The 18,630-nt window shown below is 65.5% G+C and carries 16 protein-coding genes and 1 pseudogene; 7 read left to right on the top strand and 10 right to left on the bottom strand.

The genetic code is table 11. From position 1 onward, the window contains the following. Positions 1 to 8 precede the first annotated feature (8 nt). The 3 genes from PI990_RS06640 to PI990_RS06630 form a co-directional block, all read right to left on the bottom strand. Positions 9 to 302, bottom strand: a complete 294-nt coding sequence (locus PI990_RS06640; RefSeq protein WP_111263046.1) for a co-chaperone GroES — start codon at positions 300 to 302, stop codon at positions 9 to 11. Between the two features lie 224 nt (positions 303 to 526). Then, entirely contained in the window at positions 527 to 979 is a 453-nt protein-coding gene (locus PI990_RS06635; protein WP_271660140.1) for an FxsA family protein, read from the bottom strand. A 65-nt stretch (positions 980 to 1,044) separates the two neighbouring features. Then, positions 1,045 to 1,773: a HugZ family pyridoxamine 5'-phosphate oxidase gene (locus tag PI990_RS06630; RefSeq protein ID WP_271660139.1), complete on the bottom strand. Its 729-nt coding sequence runs from the start codon at positions 1,771 to 1,773 to the stop codon at positions 1,045 to 1,047. Between the two features lie 109 nt (positions 1,774 to 1,882). On the opposite strand from PI990_RS06630, the gene PI990_RS06625 reads away from it, so the two are divergent. After that, positions 1,883 to 2,641 (top strand): SDR family oxidoreductase, encoded by a 759-nt coding sequence (locus PI990_RS06625; RefSeq protein WP_021217409.1) that lies wholly within the window; start codon positions 1,883 to 1,885, stop codon positions 2,639 to 2,641. A 100-nt stretch (positions 2,642 to 2,741) separates the two neighbouring features. Here PI990_RS06625 and PI990_RS06620 read toward each other — a convergent pair whose 3' ends face one another. Next, positions 2,742 to 3,746 carry a DUF481 domain-containing protein gene (locus PI990_RS06620; protein ID WP_265167771.1) on the bottom strand — a complete coding sequence of 335 codons (1,005 nt, stop codon included), beginning with the start codon at positions 3,744 to 3,746 and terminating at the stop codon, positions 2,742 to 2,744. 196 nt (positions 3,747 to 3,942) lie between these two features. On the opposite strand from PI990_RS06620, the gene PI990_RS06615 reads away from it, so the two are divergent. After that, a complete protein-coding gene (locus tag PI990_RS06615; protein ID WP_021217411.1) occupies positions 3,943 to 4,323 on the top strand; it encodes an MGMT family protein in 381 nt (126 codons plus the stop codon). A gap of 75 nt (positions 4,324 to 4,398) precedes the next feature. Beyond that, complete coding sequence (locus PI990_RS06610; protein ID WP_271660138.1) at positions 4,399 to 6,168, top strand: AmpG family muropeptide MFS transporter; 1,770 nt, start codon at positions 4,399 to 4,401, stop codon at positions 6,166 to 6,168. 42 nt (positions 6,169 to 6,210) lie between these two features. Here PI990_RS06610 and PI990_RS06605 read toward each other — a convergent pair whose 3' ends face one another. Together PI990_RS06605 and PI990_RS06600 are read right to left on the bottom strand one after the other, a co-directional pair. Next, positions 6,211 to 7,047: a mechanosensitive ion channel family protein gene (locus PI990_RS06605; protein ID WP_271660137.1), complete on the bottom strand. Its 837-nt coding sequence runs from the start codon at positions 7,045 to 7,047 to the stop codon at positions 6,211 to 6,213. 114 nt (positions 7,048 to 7,161) lie between these two features. After that, complete coding sequence (locus tag PI990_RS06600; RefSeq protein WP_021217414.1) at positions 7,162 to 7,641, bottom strand: YajQ family cyclic di-GMP-binding protein; 480 nt, start codon at positions 7,639 to 7,641, stop codon at positions 7,162 to 7,164. A gap of 218 nt (positions 7,642 to 7,859) precedes the next feature. Here PI990_RS06600 and PI990_RS06595 point away from each other — a divergent pair. The 4 genes and pseudogenes from PI990_RS06595 to PI990_RS06580 form a co-directional block, all read left to right on the top strand. Further along, positions 7,860 to 8,831: pseudogene (locus PI990_RS06595) on the top strand (response regulator); the annotation flags it as partial. After that, complete coding sequence (locus PI990_RS06590) at positions 8,828 to 9,739, top strand: putative 2-dehydropantoate 2-reductase (RefSeq protein WP_271660136.1); 912 nt, start codon at positions 8,828 to 8,830, stop codon at positions 9,737 to 9,739. The pseudogene PI990_RS06595 and the gene PI990_RS06590, both read left to right, overlap by 4 nt. Before the next feature lie 45 nt (positions 9,740 to 9,784). Next, complete coding sequence (locus tag PI990_RS06585; RefSeq protein WP_271660135.1) at positions 9,785 to 11,797, top strand: sensor histidine kinase; 2,013 nt, start codon at positions 9,785 to 9,787, stop codon at positions 11,795 to 11,797. Position 11,798: 1 nt separating this feature from the next. Beyond that, positions 11,799 to 12,374: a cob(I)yrinic acid a,c-diamide adenosyltransferase gene (locus PI990_RS06580; RefSeq protein WP_271660134.1), complete on the top strand. Its 576-nt coding sequence runs from the start codon at positions 11,799 to 11,801 to the stop codon at positions 12,372 to 12,374. A gap of 357 nt (positions 12,375 to 12,731) precedes the next feature. Here the strand turns inward: PI990_RS06580 and PI990_RS06575 are convergent, their stop codons facing one another. From PI990_RS06575 to secA, 4 genes are all read right to left on the bottom strand, one after another. Beyond that, a complete protein-coding gene (locus PI990_RS06575) occupies positions 12,732 to 13,679 on the bottom strand; it encodes a Nudix family hydrolase (protein WP_271660133.1) in 948 nt (315 codons plus the stop codon). After that, positions 13,676 to 14,317 (bottom strand): glutathione S-transferase family protein, encoded by a 642-nt coding sequence (locus PI990_RS06570; protein WP_271660132.1) that lies wholly within the window; start codon positions 14,315 to 14,317, stop codon positions 13,676 to 13,678. Before PI990_RS06570 ends, PI990_RS06575 begins: the two co-directional genes overlap by 4 nt. A gap of 161 nt (positions 14,318 to 14,478) precedes the next feature. Further along, entirely contained in the window at positions 14,479 to 15,696 is a 1,218-nt protein-coding gene (gene argJ, locus PI990_RS06565) for a bifunctional glutamate N-acetyltransferase/amino-acid acetyltransferase ArgJ (protein WP_271660131.1), read from the bottom strand. Positions 15,697 to 15,822: 126 nt separating this feature from the next. Continuing rightward, complete coding sequence (gene secA / locus PI990_RS06560) at positions 15,823 to 18,558, bottom strand: preprotein translocase subunit SecA (protein WP_031287482.1); 2,736 nt, start codon at positions 18,556 to 18,558, stop codon at positions 15,823 to 15,825. Positions 18,559 to 18,630: the final 72 nt, after the last annotated feature.

The following is an 18,630-nucleotide window of genomic DNA, read 5'->3' as shown; positions in this document are numbered from 1 at the left end:
GGGGCGGTTCAGGCTTCGATGACAGCGAGGATTTCGTTCTCGCTCATGACCAGCAGTTCTTCACCGTCGACCTTGATGGCGTTGCTGCCGGAGTACGGGCCGAATACCACTTGGTCGCCCACTTTTACTGCCAGGGCACGGACTTCGCCGTTGTCCAGAACGCGACCGGTGCCGACGGCAACCACTTCACCGCGGTTCGGCTTCTCAGCGGCCGAGCCCGGCAGCACGATGCCACCAGCGGTCTTGGTTTCTTCTTCGCTGCGGCGGATTACGACGCGATCATTCAGGGGACGAAGCTTCATTGTGTAACTCTCCCAATTAGTGTTTTCCGGCGCCGGTACGGTTGACCGGCGGGTTAGCGAAATCCGGCGGGGCCGGCTGCGGGGTGCGAAGCACTCCGCTGAAGTCTGACCTTGCCCTTGAGGGCAAGGAACCTTGCGGTGACCGATACATAGGGGCGCCCAGGGGTATTTCAAGGGCGACCATTGAAATATTTGCAGGAAGTTCCAACGAGCCGACCGGAGGCTCAGCGGTCGCGGCGCTCGTATTCGCCCTCGATCACATTGGGGCGGGTCTGCCCGCTGCGGGCGGCAAGGTCATCGGCGAAGGCACGCTGGCGCAGGGCCTGCTCCTGGGCACGCTTGAGCAGGCGCCCGATCAGCAGGCGGCGGGTGAAGGGGATCAGGCAGAGCACGCCGAAGATATCGCTGATGAAGCCCGGCAGCAGCAGCAGGCCGCCACCGACGGCGATCAGCAGGCCTTCGAGCATTTCCTGCTCTGGCATCTCACCACGGGCGAGCTTCTCGCGGGCACGCCAGGCGGTGGCGACGCCGGCGACGCGCAACAGCACGCTGCCGAGCACGCCGGTGCCGATGACCAGCAGCAGGGTCGGCAACACGCCGATGACACTGCCGACCTGGATCAGCACGGCCAGTTCGATGATCGGGAACAGCAGGAGGAGGAACAGAAAGACACGCATCGAGGGATCCTTGACGGAAGAACGGCTTCCGATGGAAATCTAGATGAAGCCGCCCTCCCCCGAATTCAAGCCTCGGGTTCGGCGACGGACGGCCAGCTCTCCGCGCGTGCCAGCGCTACCAGGGCCTGACGGACCGAACCTGGGTTGTTACAGGATGTTGGGAAGGGCAGCCAGTGCACGTTCTGACCGATGCGTAGGTGGAACCCTTCCGAGTCGATGCTGACCAACTCCGCCGCCTCTCCCGGCAGCCCGCGCAGCGCCAGGTAATGGGCGATGGCCGACTGATGGTCGCTGTTCATGTGCTCGATCATGCTGCGCTCGGTCTCGCCGGCGAAGGGGTTGGCCAGCACCACCTGGTCGATCCAGTGGATGGCGCCGAAGCCGCCGATGAAACGCGCGCGCACTGGCTCCAGCACCCAGAAGTCGAAGTCGTGGGTCTGGTGGTAGTCCCGGGACTGCGGGAAGAAGCGGTAGTAGCGCTCGCTGGCCGCCGCGATCTCGGCCGCGTCGGTGATCTGGCGGGCTTCGGCGAGCAGGGTCAGGCGACCGACGGCCTGGATGTCATCGGCGCCGCGCTCCCCCACCAGCAAGGAGCATTTGGGGTCTTTCTGCAGGTTGTGGGTGTGCTGGGCAATACGGCTGATGAGGATCAGGGGGCGGCCGGCGGCGTCCAGGCAATAGGGTGCCACTGATCCGAAAGGGAAGCCCGGCATGGCCTTGGACTGGGTGGAGAGAACGCCGCGGTATTCCTTGAGCAGCAATTCTCGGGCATTCTTTGCGGCTTTCACGCTCACCTTTTGACTCCTTGCACAGAATCCGTCGAAAACGGACGGGCAGCCAGAATAGCGGTTCCAGGCTGCCAGCGGGGATACCGCCACTCATTTCGAATTCTTGGGGAAAAGCATGCAGCTCAAAGACAAGGTCATCATCATCACCGGCGGTTGCCAGGGCCTCGGCCGTGCCATGGGCGAGTACCTCGCCGGCAAGGGCGCCAAGCTGGCGCTGGTGGACCTGAACCAGGAAAAACTGGACGACGCCGTGGCCGCCTGCAAGGCCGCCGGCGGTGACGCCCGCGCCTACCTGTGCAACGTGGCCAACGAAGAGCAGGTGACCCACATGGTCGCCCAGGTGGCCGAGGACTTCGGCGCCATCAACGGCCTGGTGAACAACGCCGGTATCCTCCGCGACGGCCTGACCATCAAGGTCAAGGACGGCGAGATGACCAAGATGAGCCTGGCCCAGTGGCAGGCGGTGATCGACGTCAACCTGACCGGCGTATTCCTCTGCACCCGCGAAGTGGCGGCGAAGATGATCGAGCTGAAGAACGAAGGCGCGATCATCAACATCTCCTCCATCTCCCGCGCCGGCAACATGGGCCAGGCCAACTACTCCGCCGCCAAGGCCGGCGTGGCCGCCGACACCGTGGTGTGGGCGAAGGAACTGGCGCGCTACGGCATCCGCGTGGCGGGCGTGGCCCCCGGCTTCATCGAGACCGACATGGTCGCCAGCATGAAGCCCGAAGCCTTGGAGAAGATGACCTCCGGCATTCCGCTGAAGCGCCTGGGCAAGCCCCAGGAGATCGCTCACTCGGTGGCCTACATCCTGGAAAACGACTACTACACCGGTCGCGTTCTGGAGCTGGACGGCGGCCTGCGCCTGTAAGGGCTCCGCTGCAATGAAAAAGCCCCGCTGATGCGGGGCTTTTTCTTGTAGGTTCGCAGCCTGTAGCCCGGGCCTCAGCCCGGGACAGCCGGTGGGGTGCTTACCAGCCCACACCGAAGCCGACGGTGTAGCGGGTCTCGTCGATCTCGCCTTCGGCGCCCTGGACCATGTCCTTCTCCGCCTTGAGGTTGAGCGAGGCCCAGTCGGTGACCTTGTAGCGCAGGCCCACTTCGGCATCCAGGGAGTAGTCGGCAGCGTTGCCCAGGGGGCGGCCCACTTCGCCGACGGTGAAGAACTCGACGGTCTTGCCCACCAGGTAGCGGTTGTAGTCCCACTTCATGCTGAGCGCGTAGAAGTTGTCCTTCTCGCCATTGGAGTATTCGTAGTCGGTGCGGTTGACCAGGGATGCCAGGGAGAAGGCGCCCAGCTCGTCGTCCCAGAACTGGTAACCGGGGCCGGTACCGAGGGTGCGCTGGCGCTCCAGCTCTTCGATCTTGTCGCGCTTGTATTCGGCGCGGCCCTGCCAGAAGAATTTGTCGGTGATGAAGCGGTCCAAGGCGTATTCCAGCTCCCAGTTCTCGGTGGTTTTCACGTCGTCCTGGAATTCACGGTTGTATTCGCCGGTGGCGTTGTGGCGCCAGCGGCCGTGACGGGCCTTGGTCTTGAAGTCGACATCGTAGTCGTCGGTGTCTTTCTCGGCGCGCTTGTAGTCCAGGGCCAGGTCGACGTTGCCGGACCAGGTCAGGTCCTCGACGAAGGGCTTGGGCTTCATGATCTGCTCGATGCTGGCCAGCTCGACGGTCTTCGGTGCCTCGCCGTTGGCCAGGATCACCTTGCCGGGCTCGGCCGGGCGCAGGGTCTTGGCGCGCTCGCCGGTGACATCGTCCTGCTTGATCATCAGCTCCTGGTCACTTTCCAGGGTGGCGATCTTTTTCCAGTCCAGCGGGATGGAGCCGCCGTATTCGGTTTCCAGCATCAGTTTGCCGCCGTCGAAGACCTTGATCTTGCCGGACAGGCGATCGCCGTTCTTCATCCACACGGTATCGGCGAGCGAGGGGGTCGAAGCAGCCGCAATGGCTAGGCACAGCAGGGTTCTGGACAACATAGGCGGATACACGGGCTCAAGTTCGCGAAAAACCGGGCATTATCCGCAAGCCCGGCGACTGAGCAAGGACTGACCGACGGACAAGCCTCAAGTTCCGCAAAAACGGACCAGCGTGCCCCTTGCCGTAGAGCGGTTGTCGCCCCGGGGCCGCCATCCTATTCTGGCAACCACCCCTGCAATCGGACCCCGTTCCGCCATGGCGACCCGCAAGCCCCGCGCCACCGCGAATCCCCTGGATGACCTGCCGACGGCCAGCCCCGAGATGCGCCGCGAGGCGCTGTACCTGACCCTCGCCCAGGTGCCGCCAGGCAAGGTGGTGAGCTACGGCCAGCTCGGCGAAATGGCCGGCCTGGGCCGTGCCGCACGCTGGGTGGGGCGCACCCTGAGCCAGTTGCCGGACGACACGCGCCTGCCCTGGCACCGGGTGATCGCCGCCGGCGGCCGCCTCAGCCTGCTCGCCGGCAGCCCTTCCGGCGATGAGCAACGGGCACGTTTACGGGCGGAGGGTGTCTTCATCCACAACGAACGGGTGGATATGCGTCGGCACGGCTGGCTTCCCATGCCACCCAAGGGTTAGAGTGCGCGCTTTGTCGCGGTTCCATCGCGTGCTCGTCGTCATGGACCGCCCCGTGATTTCTGGATTACACGCCTGATGTCCCACCGTACCTGGCGCGCCGCCCTGGCCGCCTACGCCAGCCCGGCCACCCTTGCGCTGCTGCTGCTGGGCTTTGCTGCCGGCCTGCCGTACATGCTGGTGTTCTCCACCCTTTCCGTCTGGTTGCGCGAGGCCGGGGTGTCTCGCGAGGCCATCGGTTTCGCCAGCCTCATCGGCCTGGCCTATGCCTTCAAGTGGATCTGGTCACCGCTGCTCGACCAGTGGCGCCTGCCGCTGCTCGGCCGCCTGGGCCGTCGCCGCTCCTGGCTGGTGCTGTCCCAGGGCCTGGTCGCCCTCGGCCTGGTGGGCATGGCGCTGTGCGACCCGCAGCAACACCTGACCTGGCTGATCGCCGTGGCCGTCATCGTGGCCTTCGCCTCCGCCACGCAAGATATCGCCGTCGACGCCTACCGCCTGGAAATCGCCGACGACAGCCGCCAGGCCGCCCTCGCGGCGAGCTACATGCTCGGCTACCGGGTTTCGGCGCTGCTGGCCACCGCCGGCGCGCTGTATTTCGCCGAGTGGTTCGGTTCCACCACCCTGACCTACGAATACGGCGCCTGGGCCGGCACCTACCTGCTGTTCGCCCTGCTGATGCTGCCCGGGCTGATCACCAGCCTGTGGATGCGCGAGCCGCACATCGATGTGCAGGTGCAGACCCACACCTCGCGCTTCAAGCTCAAGGACCAGCTGGCCTCGGTGCTGATCCTGCTGGTGATGCTGATTTCCCTGCCGGCGATGATCACCGGCATGCTCGACCGCGCCTGGCCGCGCGCCCTGCTCTACTTCCTGTTCCTGGTGGCCTGCCTATCGCCCTGGGGCCGCCGCCAGATCGCCCCGGTGCGCGAGCTGCTCAGTCAGCAGCGCCGCCAGTTGCTGGTGGCCGCGCGGGGCCGGGTGATCCCCAACTTCGACTTCGTCCACCAGGCCGTCTCGATGATCGTGCTGATCGTGATCCTGGTAACCACGGCCGCCGCCATCAAGGCCTATGCCTCTGGCGCCTGGCCCCGGGGCACGCTGTTCGTGCTGATCGCCATGGCCTGCTTCTCGGCACCCGGACGCCTGCTGATGGCGCCGGTGGTGACCCCCATCAGCGAGTTCGTCCAGCGCTACCGCTGGCAGGCCCTGCTGCTGCTCGGGCTGATCGCCACCTATCGCATGTCCGACACGGTGATGGGGGTGATGGCCAACGTCTTCTACATCGACCAGGGCTTCACCAAGGAACAGATCGCCAGCGTCAGCAAGCTCTTCGGCCTGGTCATGACCCTGCTCGGCGCCGGCGCCGGTGGCTTGCTCATCGTGCGCTTCGGCATCCTGCCGATCCTGTTCATCGGCGGTGCGGCCTCGGCGGCGACCAACCTGATGTTCGTGGTGCTCAGCGACATGGGCCCGCACCTGGACATGCTGATCCTCACCATCTCCTGCGATAACTTCAGCGCGGGGCTGGCCACCTCGGCCTTCGTGGCGTACCTGTCGAGCCTGACCAACCTGAAGTTCTCGGCGACCCAGTACGCCCTGCTCAGCTCCATCATGCTGCTGCTGCCACGGCTGATCGGCGGTTACTCGGGCGTGATGGTCGACAGCCTCGGCTACCACCAGTTCTTCCAGCTCACCGCGCTGCTCGGCGTGCCGACCCTGGTGCTGATCCTGGTGCAATGGAGTCGCGAGCGCAGGCAGCGCAATGGCGCCAGCGCAGCCCCGGAAGAACCCTCCCCTCCCTCCGCCGCGCAGCCGCCCCAGGCGCAGGGCAGTTCGGAACACCCATGAAAAAGGCCGGCGATCGCCGGCCTTTTCCTTTGCAGCAGGACCTCAGGCGGTCGTAGGCACCACCTGCACCATGCGCAGGGGCAGGGCGAGCTGTACGCCGGCCTCCTGCAGCTTGTCGCGCACCGACTCGTTGAGCATGAAGATCACGCCCCAGTAGTCGGCGTTGGACGTCCACATGCGCAGCGACAGGTTGATCGAGGTATCCCCCAGTGCGGAGACCACCACCACCGGTGCCGGGTCCTTTTGCACCCGCGGATCCTCGGCCAGCTTGAGCAGCACCTCGCGGGCCTTGGCCAGGTCGCTGGCGTAGTCGACCTTGACGTCGTAGAGCACCTGCCGGGTGGGCTGGTTCGAGTAGTTGGTGATGATGCCGTTGGACAGCGCGCCGTTGGGCACGATGACCGTCTTGTTGTCCCCGGTGCGCAGCACGGTGTGGAAGATCTGGATGTGGTCCACCGAGCCCATCACGCCCTGGGCCTCGATGAAATCACCGGCCTTGAACGGGCGGAACAGGAGGATCAGCACGCCGCCGGCGAAGTTCGCCAGGCTGCCCTGGAGCGCCAGGCCGATGGCCAGGCCGGCCGCACCGATGGCGGCGATGAAGGAAGTGGTTTCGATGCCGATCATCGAGGCCACGCTGACCAGCAGCAGCACCTTGAGGATCATGTTGGCGAGGCTGCCGATGAAGCTTTGCAGGGTCCGGTCCACCCGGCGCAGCGCCAGCAGGTTGCTGACGCGATCGGTCACGCGGTTGATCAGCCACCAGCCGATCAGCAGGGTGAACAGCGCCAGGGTGAGCTTGCCGCTGTATTCGAGGATGATCGGCAGCCAGCCCTCCGATCGGCGGATCAATTCGTCGACGGTTATATCCACACGCACTCTCCTTTCTTGCCTTCACTGAAACGAAACCGCCATGGACGAAGCCATGGCGGTAAAGTCGCTGACTTTGCATTTTGCGACGCGGGTCAGCGGCGAAGGTTCAAAAAAGCAGTGTCAGTCGCGGAAGTTGGTGTACTGCAGCGGGAAGTCCAGGGGCTCGGCACGCAGCACCGCAATGGCTTCCTGCAGGTCGTCGCGCTTCTTGCCGGTGACACGCACCTGCTCGCCCTGGATCGCAGCCTGGACCTTGAGCTTGCGCTCCTTGATCAGCGCGACGATCTTCTTCGCCAACTCCTTCTCGATGCCTTCGCGGAAGGTCACTTCCTGCTTGACCACCTTGCCGGACGCGAAGTGATCCTTGATCTCCATGCAGTGGATGTCGATCTTGCGCTTGATCAGGTTGCTGCGCAGGATGTCGAGCATCTGCTCGAGCATGAAGTCGGCTTCGGCGGTCAGGGTGACGGCTTTGTCCTTGCTCTCGAAGCTGCACTTGCCGCGCAGGTCGAAGCGGCGATCCAGTTCCTTGATCGCGTTGTCCACCGCGTTGGTGAGCTCGTGTTTGTCCAGCTCGGACACCACGTCGAACGATGGCATGGGATTCCTCCAGATAGACGGCGCGACCCACATCACGTAAGGAAGGCGCCTGGCTTGACGGTAAAAAAAGCGGGCCCATTATAACTGAGCAATGGGTACCTATTTTTGCAGGATTGCATGGCAGCGACGCATTCAGCTCTAACAGGCGGACGCAAAACCTGCTGAAATAGGCACTGATAGCACCAAGCCAGTATCGCCAACCTTCGCCACTTCCTTGTGAGCCTGCCATGCCCAACCCTCATCTCAGCATCCTGGTGGTGGACGACGCCAAGTTCTCCAGCGCCATGATCGGTCGTGCCCTGACCCAGGCCGGTTATCAGGATGTCCGCTTCGCCAGCAGCGCAACGGAAGCCTTGCGCCTGCTCGAGGAGCGCCCCGCCAATGTATTGCTGGCGGACTGGCTGATGCCCGAGATCGACGGCCTCGAACTGACCGCACGGGTGCGCCAGCTGGACGAGATGATCGACCACTACACCTACATCATCCTGCTCACCGGCAAGGAAGGTGAAAACGTGCTGGGCGAAGCCTTCGACCGCGGTGTCGACGACTTCATCAGCAAGGCGGCCATGAACGAACAGCTGGTGCCTCGCGTCTACGCGGCGGACCGCCTGTGCAACACCCTGCAGCGCCTGCTCCACGAAAACCGGCTGATGACCCAGAACATCGCCAGCCTGGAGCAACGCAACCTGGTGGACTCGCTGACCGGCCTCGGCAACCCGCGCTACCTGCGCCAGAAGCTTTCCGACAGCCTGCGCCAGGTCGAGTCCCGCGGGGGCGCCCTGTGCTACCTGCTGATCGGCCTGCATGACGCCCCAGCACTGCGCGTGCAGTACGGCAGCGAGTTCTACAACGAGCTGCTCCACGGCGTCGCCCGCCGCCTGCAGCAACTGGTGCGCCCGCTGGACGTGCTGACCCGCCTGGATGACAACCACTTCGGCCTGATCACCCTGCTCGAAGACCTCCACGAGTGCTCCCCCAGCAGCTTCAAGCGCCTGCATGAAGGCCTCAACCTCAAGGCCTTCAAGACCAGCGAAGGCTTCATCACCCTCAAGGCCGGCATCAGCCTGGTGGGGATGGATGGCAAGGCCCTGCCGGTGGATGTCGAGATACTGATCGACCAGGCCGCCAAGCTGCTGCCCGAGTCCTACGCCAGCGGCCGCGTGAGCGCGATACGCCTGCCCCTGCCATGACCTGGCACGTCCTCGGCATCGGCAGCCTCGGCAGCCTGTGGGCCATGCGTCTGGCCCGTGCCGGCCTGCCAGTGCGCCTGTTGCTGCGTGACCCGCAACGCCTGGCCGCCTACCACCAGGCAGGCGGCCTGACCCTGGTGGAACAGGGCCAGGCGCAACGCCTCGAACTGCCCGCCGAAACCCTCGATGCCCCGACGCCCATCCGGCGCCTGCTGGTGGCCTGCAAGGCCTACGACGCCGAAGCCGCGGTCGCAGCGCTCCTGCCACGCCTGGCGCCCGGTGCCGAACTGGTGCTGCTGCAGAACGGCCTCGGCAGCCAGGACGCCGTCGCCGCCCGTGCGCCTCAAGCCCGCTGCATTCTGGCCTCCAGCACCGAGGGCGCCTTCCGCGATGGCGACTTCCGCGTGGTCTTCGCCGGCCACGGCTTCACCTGGCTGGGCGAACCGCACGCCACCGCACCCCCCTCCTGGCTCGATGAGCTGGAGCGCGCCGGCATCCCCCACGGCTGGACGCCGGACATTCTGTCGCGGCTATGGCGCAAGCTCGCGCTCAATTGCGCGATCAACCCGCTGACCGTGCTCAACGACTGCCGCAATGGTGGCCTCGTCGAGCACCCGGCCCAGGTGCAGCAACTGTGCGCCGAGCTGGCCGAGCTGCTGCAGCTGTGTGGCCAGCCGGCCGCCGCCGAAGGCCTTCATGACGAAGTGGGCCGGGTGATCCAGGCCACTGCCGCCAACTACTCCTCCATGTACCAGGACGTGGCGGCCAAACGCCGCACCGAGATCGGCTACCTGCTCGGCTACGCCTGCGCCGCGGCCGAGCGCCATCGCCTGGTACTGCCCCACCTGCAGGCCCTGCTCAGGCGCTTGCAGGGGCACCTGGCCGAGCGCGGATTGCCGCTGGACTGACCCCGCGCTACCCTGCCGACAGCCCAACCGCCTGGATTCCGCCCCTTGAACAGCCTGCGCCAGCGCCTCGAAAACCTGTCCGTCGGCCGAAAGCTGCTGGCCGCCCTGCTGGTCCTGGTGACCACCGTTCTGCTGATCGCCAACCTGGCCTTCATCAGCGCCGCCTATTGGATCTCCCAGGAGAGCATGGCGCCCCAGGCCCTGCAGACCCTGGGTCGGCTCTTCGCCACCGCGCCGCTTTCCCGCGAGGCCCTGTCCTCTCCCGAGGCCGCTCGCGACCTGCTCAACCAACTGGACAGCTACGCCCCGCTGCGCGCCGCCGCGCTCTACGACGGCCAGGGCGAGCTGCTGGCACAGCTGATCAGCGGCAGCACCCTCAAGCTGCCGCAGCACACCGAGAAGCTGCAACGCTGGCGCCTGCACGAATTCCGCACCAGCCAGGTGGTCGAGCTGCCCCAGGACAACGGCCCACCCGGCCACCTGCTGCTGGTGGCTTCCAGTGAGCTGCCCGGCGCCTTCTACACCGGCACCCTTACCGCCAGCCTGGCGATCCTCGCCAGCAGCGTGCTGCTCTGGCTGCTGGTGGCGCGGCAGATCCGGCGCATGGTCACCGGGCCGATCCGCCGCCTGGAAGAACTGTCGCGCCAGGTCACCCGCGAGGAGAACTACGCCCTGCGCGCCCAGCGTGGGCACCGCGACGAACTGGGCAGCCTGGCCGACGCCTTCAACACCATGCTCAGCCGCATCGAAGCCCGCGAGCAGCAGCTCAAGCGCGCCCGCGACGACTCCCAGGCCGCCGTCGACCAGGCCCAGGCACTGGCGGAGGAGACCCGCCACTCCAACCGCAAGCTGGAGCTGGAAGTGCAGGTGCGCAGCAAGATCGAGAAGAAGCTCACCGGCTTCCAGAACTACCTCAACAGCATCATCGACTCGATGCCCTCGGCGCTCATCGCCCTGGACGAACAGCTCTACGTCACCCAGTGGAATCAGGAAGCCACCGCGCTTTCCGGCACCACGCTGGACGACGCCCTGAACCAGCCGGTGTTCCTCGCCTTCCCCTCGCTCAAGCCCTTCCTGCCGCAGATCAAGCTCACCGCCGAACGCCACAAGGTGGAGAAGGTCGAGCGGGTCAGCTGGCTGCTGGGCGACGAGGTGCGCCACTACGCCCTGACCTTCTACCCGCTGATGGGCGGCACCGGGCGCGGTGTGGTAATCCGTATCGACGACATCACCCAGCGCCTGTCCATGGAAGAGCTGATGGTGCAGTCGGAAAAGATGCTCAGCGTCGGCGGCCTGGCCGCCGGCATGGCCCACGAGATCAACAACCCCCTAGGGGCCATCCTGCACAACGTGCAGAACATCCGTCGACGCCTGTCACCGGAGCTGGAGAAGAATCTGGAGCAGGCCCGCGCCGACGGCATCTGCCTGGATTCGGTAAACCATTACCTGGAGGCCCGCGAAGTACCCAAGCTGCTGGACGGCATCTACCAGGCCGGCTCGCGGGCGGCGAAGATCGTCACCCACATGCTGTCCTTCAGCCGCCGCAGCAACCGCCAGCTGGCGCCCTGCCTGCTGCCGGTGCTGCTGGACCAGGCCGTGGAGATCGCCAGCAACGACTTCGACCTGACCGAGGGCTTCGACTTCAAGGGCATGACCATCACCCGCCTGTTCGACCCCGAACTGGGGCCGGTGCCGGGCACCGCCAACGAACTGGAACAGGTGCTGCTCAACCTGCTGAAGAACGCCGCCCAGGCCATCCACCAGCGCGAGGACGACCTGGAAGGCCACATCACCCTGCGCACCCGCCTGGCGCCGCCCTGGGCGGAAGTCCAGGTGGAGGACAATGGCGTCGGCATCCCCGAGAACGTGCGCAAGCGCATCTTCGAGCCCTTCTTCACCACCAAGGAAGTGGGCCAGGGCACAGGGCTGGGCCTGTCGGTTTCCTATTTCATCATCACCAACAACCACAAGGGCCAGATGGAGGTGCAGTCCAAGCCCGGCCAGGGCACCTGCTTCACCCTGCGCCTGCCGCTGGCCTCCAGCCCCACGGGGACCTGATATGGGCAACCGCCTTTCGAAGATCTACACCCGCACCGGCGACAAGGGTGAAACCGGCCTTTCCGGCAACCGCCGCATGCCCAAGGACCACCCGCGCATCGAGGCCATAGGCGAGGTGGACTCGCTCAACAGCCAGCTCGGCCTGCTGCTGGCGCAACTGGCCGAGCAGCACGTCGCCTGCCCGGGGCTGGGCGAAGTGAGCGAGATGCTCGCGCCCTGCCAGCACCGCCTGTTCGACCTCGGCGGCGAACTCTCGATGCCTGAATACCAGGTGCTGGAGGAAGGCGAAGTGCAACGCCTGGAGGCGGCCATCGACCTGTGGAACGAAGAGCTGGGGCCGCTGAAGAACTTCATCCTCCCCGGCGGCTCGGCCCTGGTGGCCCAGGCCCACGTCTGCCGCTCCGCTGCCCGCAGCGCCGAACGCCGCGCCCAGACGCTCAACGCCGAAGAAGCCCTGCGCGGTGAACTGCTGGCCTACCTCAACCGCCTCTCCGACCTGCTCTTCGTCGCCGCACGGTTGATCGCGAGGCGGCAGGGCGTCGATGAGGTGTTGTGGCAGGCGGCGACCCGGGGCTGAGCTGGAAGCTGGAAGCTGGAAGCTGGAAGCTGGAAGCTGGAAGCTGGAAGCTGGAAGCTGGAAGCTGGAAGCTGGAAGCTGGAAGCTGGAAAAGCCTGGGGGATCGACGGAAACCGTCAACCCTCGGGCGTATTTATTGCCTAACCCCTGACGTACCCGGGAAAGCCCGAACGTAGGGTGGACCACGCTTCACCGGTCCACCGCAGCGGAGCCCGGATCGGCACCGCCGGTGGATGCAAAAAGCGGCATCCCCCCTACACGCAGAACCCCGCTTCAGGCTTCAGGCTTCAGGCTTCAGGCTTCAGGCTTCAGGCTTCAGGCTTCAGGCTTCAATCTTCAATCTTCAATCTTCAATCTTCAATCTTTAGTAGGCCAAAACGCCCTAATGCCCGCTACACCCTGGGCGCCGGTCTGCCAGGCGCGCGGGAGGTCGTCCGGGCCGACGCCACCGAGCAGGAATACCGGCTTGTTGAAGCGACGGATCATCTCCTGGGCGGCGTCCCAGCCCAGCGGCTGGGCGTCGGGATGGGTCTGGGTGGCCTGCAGCGGCGACAGGGTGACGAAGTCCACGCCCATCTCGGTGGCCAGTTCCAGTTCTTCCGCGCTGTGGCAGGACGCAGCCAGCCAGCGTTCCTTGGGGAACGGACGGCCGCGGGGCGCATAGCGGCGCAACTGATCGGCGGTGAGGTGCCAGCCGGCGGCAGGGAAGTCCCCCAGCCATTCCAGCGGGCCCTTGAGCATCAACTGGGCGCGACGGGCGCAAAGGCCCTGGATGTCTACCGCCAGGTCGCGGTACTGGGCATCGAACATGTTCGGCGCGCGCAGCTGGATCAGGCGCGTGCCATTGGCCAGCGCGGCGCGAACGCCTTGCAGCAGCTCCTGGGGCTCCAGTTCGTCCGGCGTGATCAGGTAGCGATCGGGCAGGCGTGCGGCGGCCAGGATCGGCTGGTTGGCGGCAGGGAATTCGTAGTCGGCCAGCTCCTGCTCGGTGGCCCAGGCCAGGGGCTGGCCTTCGGCGCCATGGGGCTCGCCCGTGAAGGCAGAGACTTCCCAGACATCCAGAAGCACCTGCTTGTCGGGGTAGTCGTGGTGCACCTGGATCAGCGGCCGCGCGGCGCTGACGCGAATGCCCAGCTCTTCCTCCAGCTCCCGCGACAGGGCGACCTGAACGGCTTCGCCCTCCTCCACCTTGCCGCCCGGGAACTCCCACAGGCCGCCCTGGTGCTTGTCGTCCGGCCGGCGTGCGATCAGCACCCGGCCGTCGGCGCCACGGATGACCGCAGCCGCCACGTGCACTCGCTTCATTCGATGATCTCCGTTTCCTGCAGGGCGGCCTGGTACCAACGCTGGAACGCGGGCCACCGGTAGATGGTGTCGACATAAGCCGCGGCTTCGGCGGGAAGCTCCACGGCGTAGCTGCGCAGGCGGCTGGCCACCGGCGCGTAGAAGGCATCGGCGATGCTGGCGTGGCCGAACAGGTAGGGGCCGTCCTGGCCAAAGCGGCGGCGGCAGTCGGACCAGATGGCGCAGACGCGGCGGATGTCTTCGGCGGCCTCTTCCGGGATGCCATCGAGCGCCTGGTTGCGCTTCAGGTCCATGGGCATGTGGCTGCGCAGGGCGACGAAGCCGCTGTGCATCTCGGCGCAGATGGAGCGGGCATGGGCACGGGCCGCCTGGCCGAAGGGCCAGAGGTGGGCTTCGGGGAAACGCTCGGCGAGGTATTCGGCGATGGCCAGGGAATCCCAGATGACGCCGTCAGCTTCGGTTTCCAGCACCGGCACCTTGGCGGTGGGCGAACGCGCCAGCAGGCGTTTATGGCTATCGGCGGCGTAGAGCGGAATGCGCAGCTCCTGGTAGGGCGCGCCGGTCAGCTCCATGGCCAGCCAGCCGCGCAACGACCAGGAGGAGTAGTTCTTGTTGCCGATAACCAGGGTGAGTGCCATGCGTTTCTCCTTGAGCCCGATGGTTTGTCCAAGCGGGTCGATGGACCTTAAAAGGCGCATGCGGGGATGGCAAATTCCCATTGCTCATGGGGCCATGAACGCCGGGAATGCCAGGGACGAGCATCAGCGCAGCCGCAGGCGAACCTGCGGCTGCGTCGGGCTCAGGTGCGGTATTCCGCGTTGATCTTGACGTACTCGTGGGACAGGTCGGTGGTCCAGATGGTTTCGCTGCAACCGCCACGACCCAGCTCGATACGGATACCGATCTCTTCGCGGGCCATCACGGCGGCGCCCTGGCCCTCGGTGTAAGTGGCCGCACGGCCGCCCTTGCTGGCGATGCAGACATCACCGAGGAACACGTCGATCTTGCTCACGTCCAGCTGCGGTACGCCGGCACGGCCGACGGCGGCGAGGATGCGCCCCCAGTTCGGGTCGGAGGCGAACAGCGCGGTCTTGATCAGCGGCGAGTGGGCCACGGCGTAGGCGACGTCCAGGCACTCCTGGTAGGTGCCGCCGCCGTTCACCTGCACGGTGACGAACTTGGTGGCGCCTTCACCGTCACGGACGATGGCCTGGGCCACTTCCATGGAGACTTCCAGCACGGCCTGCTTGAGCGCGGCGAACAGCTCGCCGCTGGCCTGGGTCACTTCCGGCAGTGCGGCCTGGCCGGTGGCGACCAGCATGCAGCAGTCGTTGGTGGAGGTGTCGCCATCGATGGTGATGCGGTTGAAGGACTTGTTGGCGGCATCGCGCAGCAGGTCCTGCAGCACGCCCTGGGCGACCTTGGCGTCGGTGGCGATGTAGCCGAGCATGGTGGCCATGTTGGGCTTGATCATGCCGGCGCCCTTGCTGATACCGGTGACGGTGACGGTGACGCCGTCGTGCACGAACTGGCGGCTGGCGCCCTTGGGCAGGGTGTCGGTGGTCATGATGCCGGTGGCGGCAGCAGCCCAGTTGCCATCGGAAAGATCGGCCAGGGCGTCGCCCAGGGCGGCTTCGATCTTCTCGACCGGCAGCGGCTCGCCAATCACACCGGTGGAGAACGGCAGCACGGCGCTGGCGTCGACGCCCGCCAGTTCGGCCAGCTTGGCGCAGGTGCGCTCGGCGGCGGCGAGGCCTGGCTCACCGGTGCCGGCGTTGGCGTTGCCGGTGTTGGTCAGGAAATAACGCACGGGCCCCAGGACGCGTTTCTTCGACAGGATCACCGGCGCGGCACAGAAGGCGTTGAGGGTGAACACGCCCGCTACGGTGGAACCCTCGGCGCAGCGCATGACCACCACGTCCTTGCGGCCTGGGCGCTTGATGCCGGCAGAGGCGATGCCGAGTTCGAAACCGGGAACCGGGTGCAGGGTGGGCAGGGGGCCGAGACCAACAGCCATGGAAGCGCTCCTTGTCGTGTCGTCAGGTGAAGCGGCGGTGCCGGAGCGCCACCGTTCTGGGGATGTCGAGTTGAAAACGCCGCGAGCGGCTGAGCCGGTCGCGGCGTGGGGAACTACAGCTTAGCCTCAGCTGATCTGGCCGTGGCAGTGCTTGTATTTCTTGCCGGAGCCGCAGGGGCAGGGCTCGTTGCGGCCGACCTTGGGCTCGGTGCGGACCGGCGCAGCGGCAACGGCTACGTCGCCCTCTTCGCCCAGCTCCTGGGGTTCTTCGAGACCCGGGGCTTCGGCGTGCTGGAACTGCATGCGCTTGGCCAGTTCCTCGGCCTCGCGGCGCAGGCGGGCCTCTTCCTCGGCCGGGTCTTCACGACGGACCTGGACATGGGACAGCACACGGATGGTGTCGCGACGGATGGAATCCAGCAGCTCCTGGAACAGGGTGAAGGATTCGCGCTTGTATTCCTGCTTGGGGTTCTTCTGTGCGTAACCGCGCAGGTGGATACCGTGGCGCAGGTGATCCATGGTGGACAGGTGGTCCTTCCACAGGTCGTCCAGCACGCGCAGCAGCATCTGCTTCTCGAAGGAGCGCAGGGCTTCGGCGCCGGCGAGCTCTTCCTTCTCGTTGTAGGCGATGGTCAGTTGCTCGAGGATCTTCTCGCGCAGGGTGTCTTCGAACAGCTTGTCGTCTTCGTCCAGCCACTGCTGAATCGGCAGCTTGATGCCGAAGTCGCTGTAGAGCGCCATTTCCAGGCCGGTGATGTCCCACTGCTCGGGCAGGGATTGCGGCGGGATATGGGTGTCGATGGTGCGACCCAGCACATCTTCGCGGAACTCGGCGATGGTCTCGCCGATGTCGTCGGCGGCCAGCAGGCTGTTGCGCATGTGGTAGATCACCTTGCGCTGCTCGTTGGCCACGTCGTCGAACTCGAGGAGCTGTTTGCGGATGTCGAAGTTGCGACCTTCGACCTTGCGCTGGGCCTTCTCGATGGCGTTGGTGACCATGCGATGTTCGATGGCTTCGCCGGACTGCATGCCCAGGGCCTTCATGAAGTTCTTCACCCGGTCGGAGGCGAAGATGCGCATCAGGCTGTCCTCCAGCGACAGGTAGAAGCGGCTGGAGCCCGGGTCACCCTGGCGACCGGCACGGCCACGCAGCTGGTTGTCGATACGGCGGGACTCGTGACGCTCGGACGCGACCACGTGCAGACCACCGGCTTCGATCACCTGCTGGTGGCGCTTCTGCCAGTCGGCCTTGATCTGGGCGATCTGCTCTTCGGTGGCGTTCTCCAGGGCGGCGACTTCGACCTCCCAGTTGCCGCCGAGGAGGATATCGGTACCACGACCGGCCATGTTGGTGGCGATGGTCACGGCGCCCGGACGACCGGCCTGGGCGATGATCTCGGCTTCTTTCTCGTGGTACTTGGCGTTCAGTACCTTGTGCTCGATACCACCCTTGACCAGCAGCTGCGAGACGTACTCGGAGCTTTCGATCGAGGCGGTACCCACCAGCACCGGACGACCATTGGCCTGGCAGTCCTTGATGTCGGTGATGATGGCGGCGTACTTCTCTTCCTGGGTCAGGTAGACCAGGTCGTTGAAGTCCTTCCGGGCGATCGGGCGGTGGGTCGGGATCACCATCACTTCGAGGCCGTAGATCGAATGGAATTCGAAGGCTTCGGTGTCGGCGGTACCGGTCATGCCGGACAGCTTGGAGTAGAGGCGGAAGTAGTTCTGGAAGGTGGTGGAGGCCAGGGTCTGGCTCTCGGCCTGGATGTTCAGGCCTTCCTTCGCTTCGATGGCCTGGTGCAGGCCTTCGGAGAGGCGGCGGCCGGGCATGGTACGGCCGGTGTGCTCGTCGATCAGCAGGACCTGATCGTTCTGCACGATGTATTCGACGTTGCGGTGGAACAGGGTGTGCGCGCGCAGGCCGGCGTAGACGTGGGTCAGCAGGCCCAGGTTGTGCGCGGAGTACAGGCTCTCGCCTTCGGCCAGCAGGCCGGCCTGGGTGAGCATGTCTTCGATGAACTGGTGGCCCTGTTCGTTGAGCTCGACCTGGCGGGTCTTCTCGTCGACCGAGTAGTGGCCTTCCTGGACGACGTTGCCCTCTTCCGGCTCGACGTGCTTCTTGAGCCGCGGGATCAGCGCGTTGATCTGCATGTACAGCTTGGAGCTGTCTTCGGCCTGGCCGGAGATGATCAGCGGGGTACGCGCTTCGTCGATGAGGATCGAGTCCACTTCGTCGATCACGGCGAAGTTCAGCTCACGCTGGAATTTGTCTTCCAGGCTGAAGGCCATGTTGTCGCGCAGGTAGTCGAAACCGAATTCGTTGTTGGTGCCGTAGGTGATGTCGGCGGCGTAGGCGGCGCGCTTCTCTTCCGGAGGCTGGAACGGGGTGACGATGCCGAGGCTGAGGCCGAGGAATTCGTACAGCGGACGCATCCAGTTGGCGTCGCGGCGGGCCAGGTAGTCGTTCACCGTGACCACGTGCACGCCCTTGCAGGACAGCGCGTTGAGGTAGACCGGCAGGGTACCCACGAGGGTCTTGCCCTCACCGGTACGCATCTCGGCGATCTTGCCTTCGTGGAGGGTCATGCCGCCGATCAGCTGCACGTCGAAGTGGCGCATGCCCATCACGCGCTTGCCGGCCTCGCGGGCCACGGCAAAGGCTTCAGGCAGGATCTGGTCGAGGGTTTCACCTTTGGCCACTCGCGCCTTGAACTCTTCGGTCTTGGCCCTGAGCTGCTCGTCGGACAGCGCGACCATCTGCTCTTCCAGGGCGTTGATCGCCTGGACAGCCTTGGCCATGCGCTTCACTTCGCGCTCGTTCTTGCTTCCAAAGAGTTTCTTCAACAAAGGCGCAAACATATCGACAGGATCTTCCACATATATGGATGGGGGGCGGCCCCGGAGTCGCCCACGCAGCCTTCATGGCTGCTT

The organism is Pseudomonas sp. TUM22785 (genome assembly GCF_028198105.1).
Lineage (GTDB): Bacteria > Pseudomonadota > Gammaproteobacteria > Pseudomonadales > Pseudomonadaceae > Metapseudomonas > Metapseudomonas solani.
The sequence above is the reverse complement of the archived record's forward strand: the minus strand, read 5'-3'. Positions and strand labels throughout refer to the sequence as shown.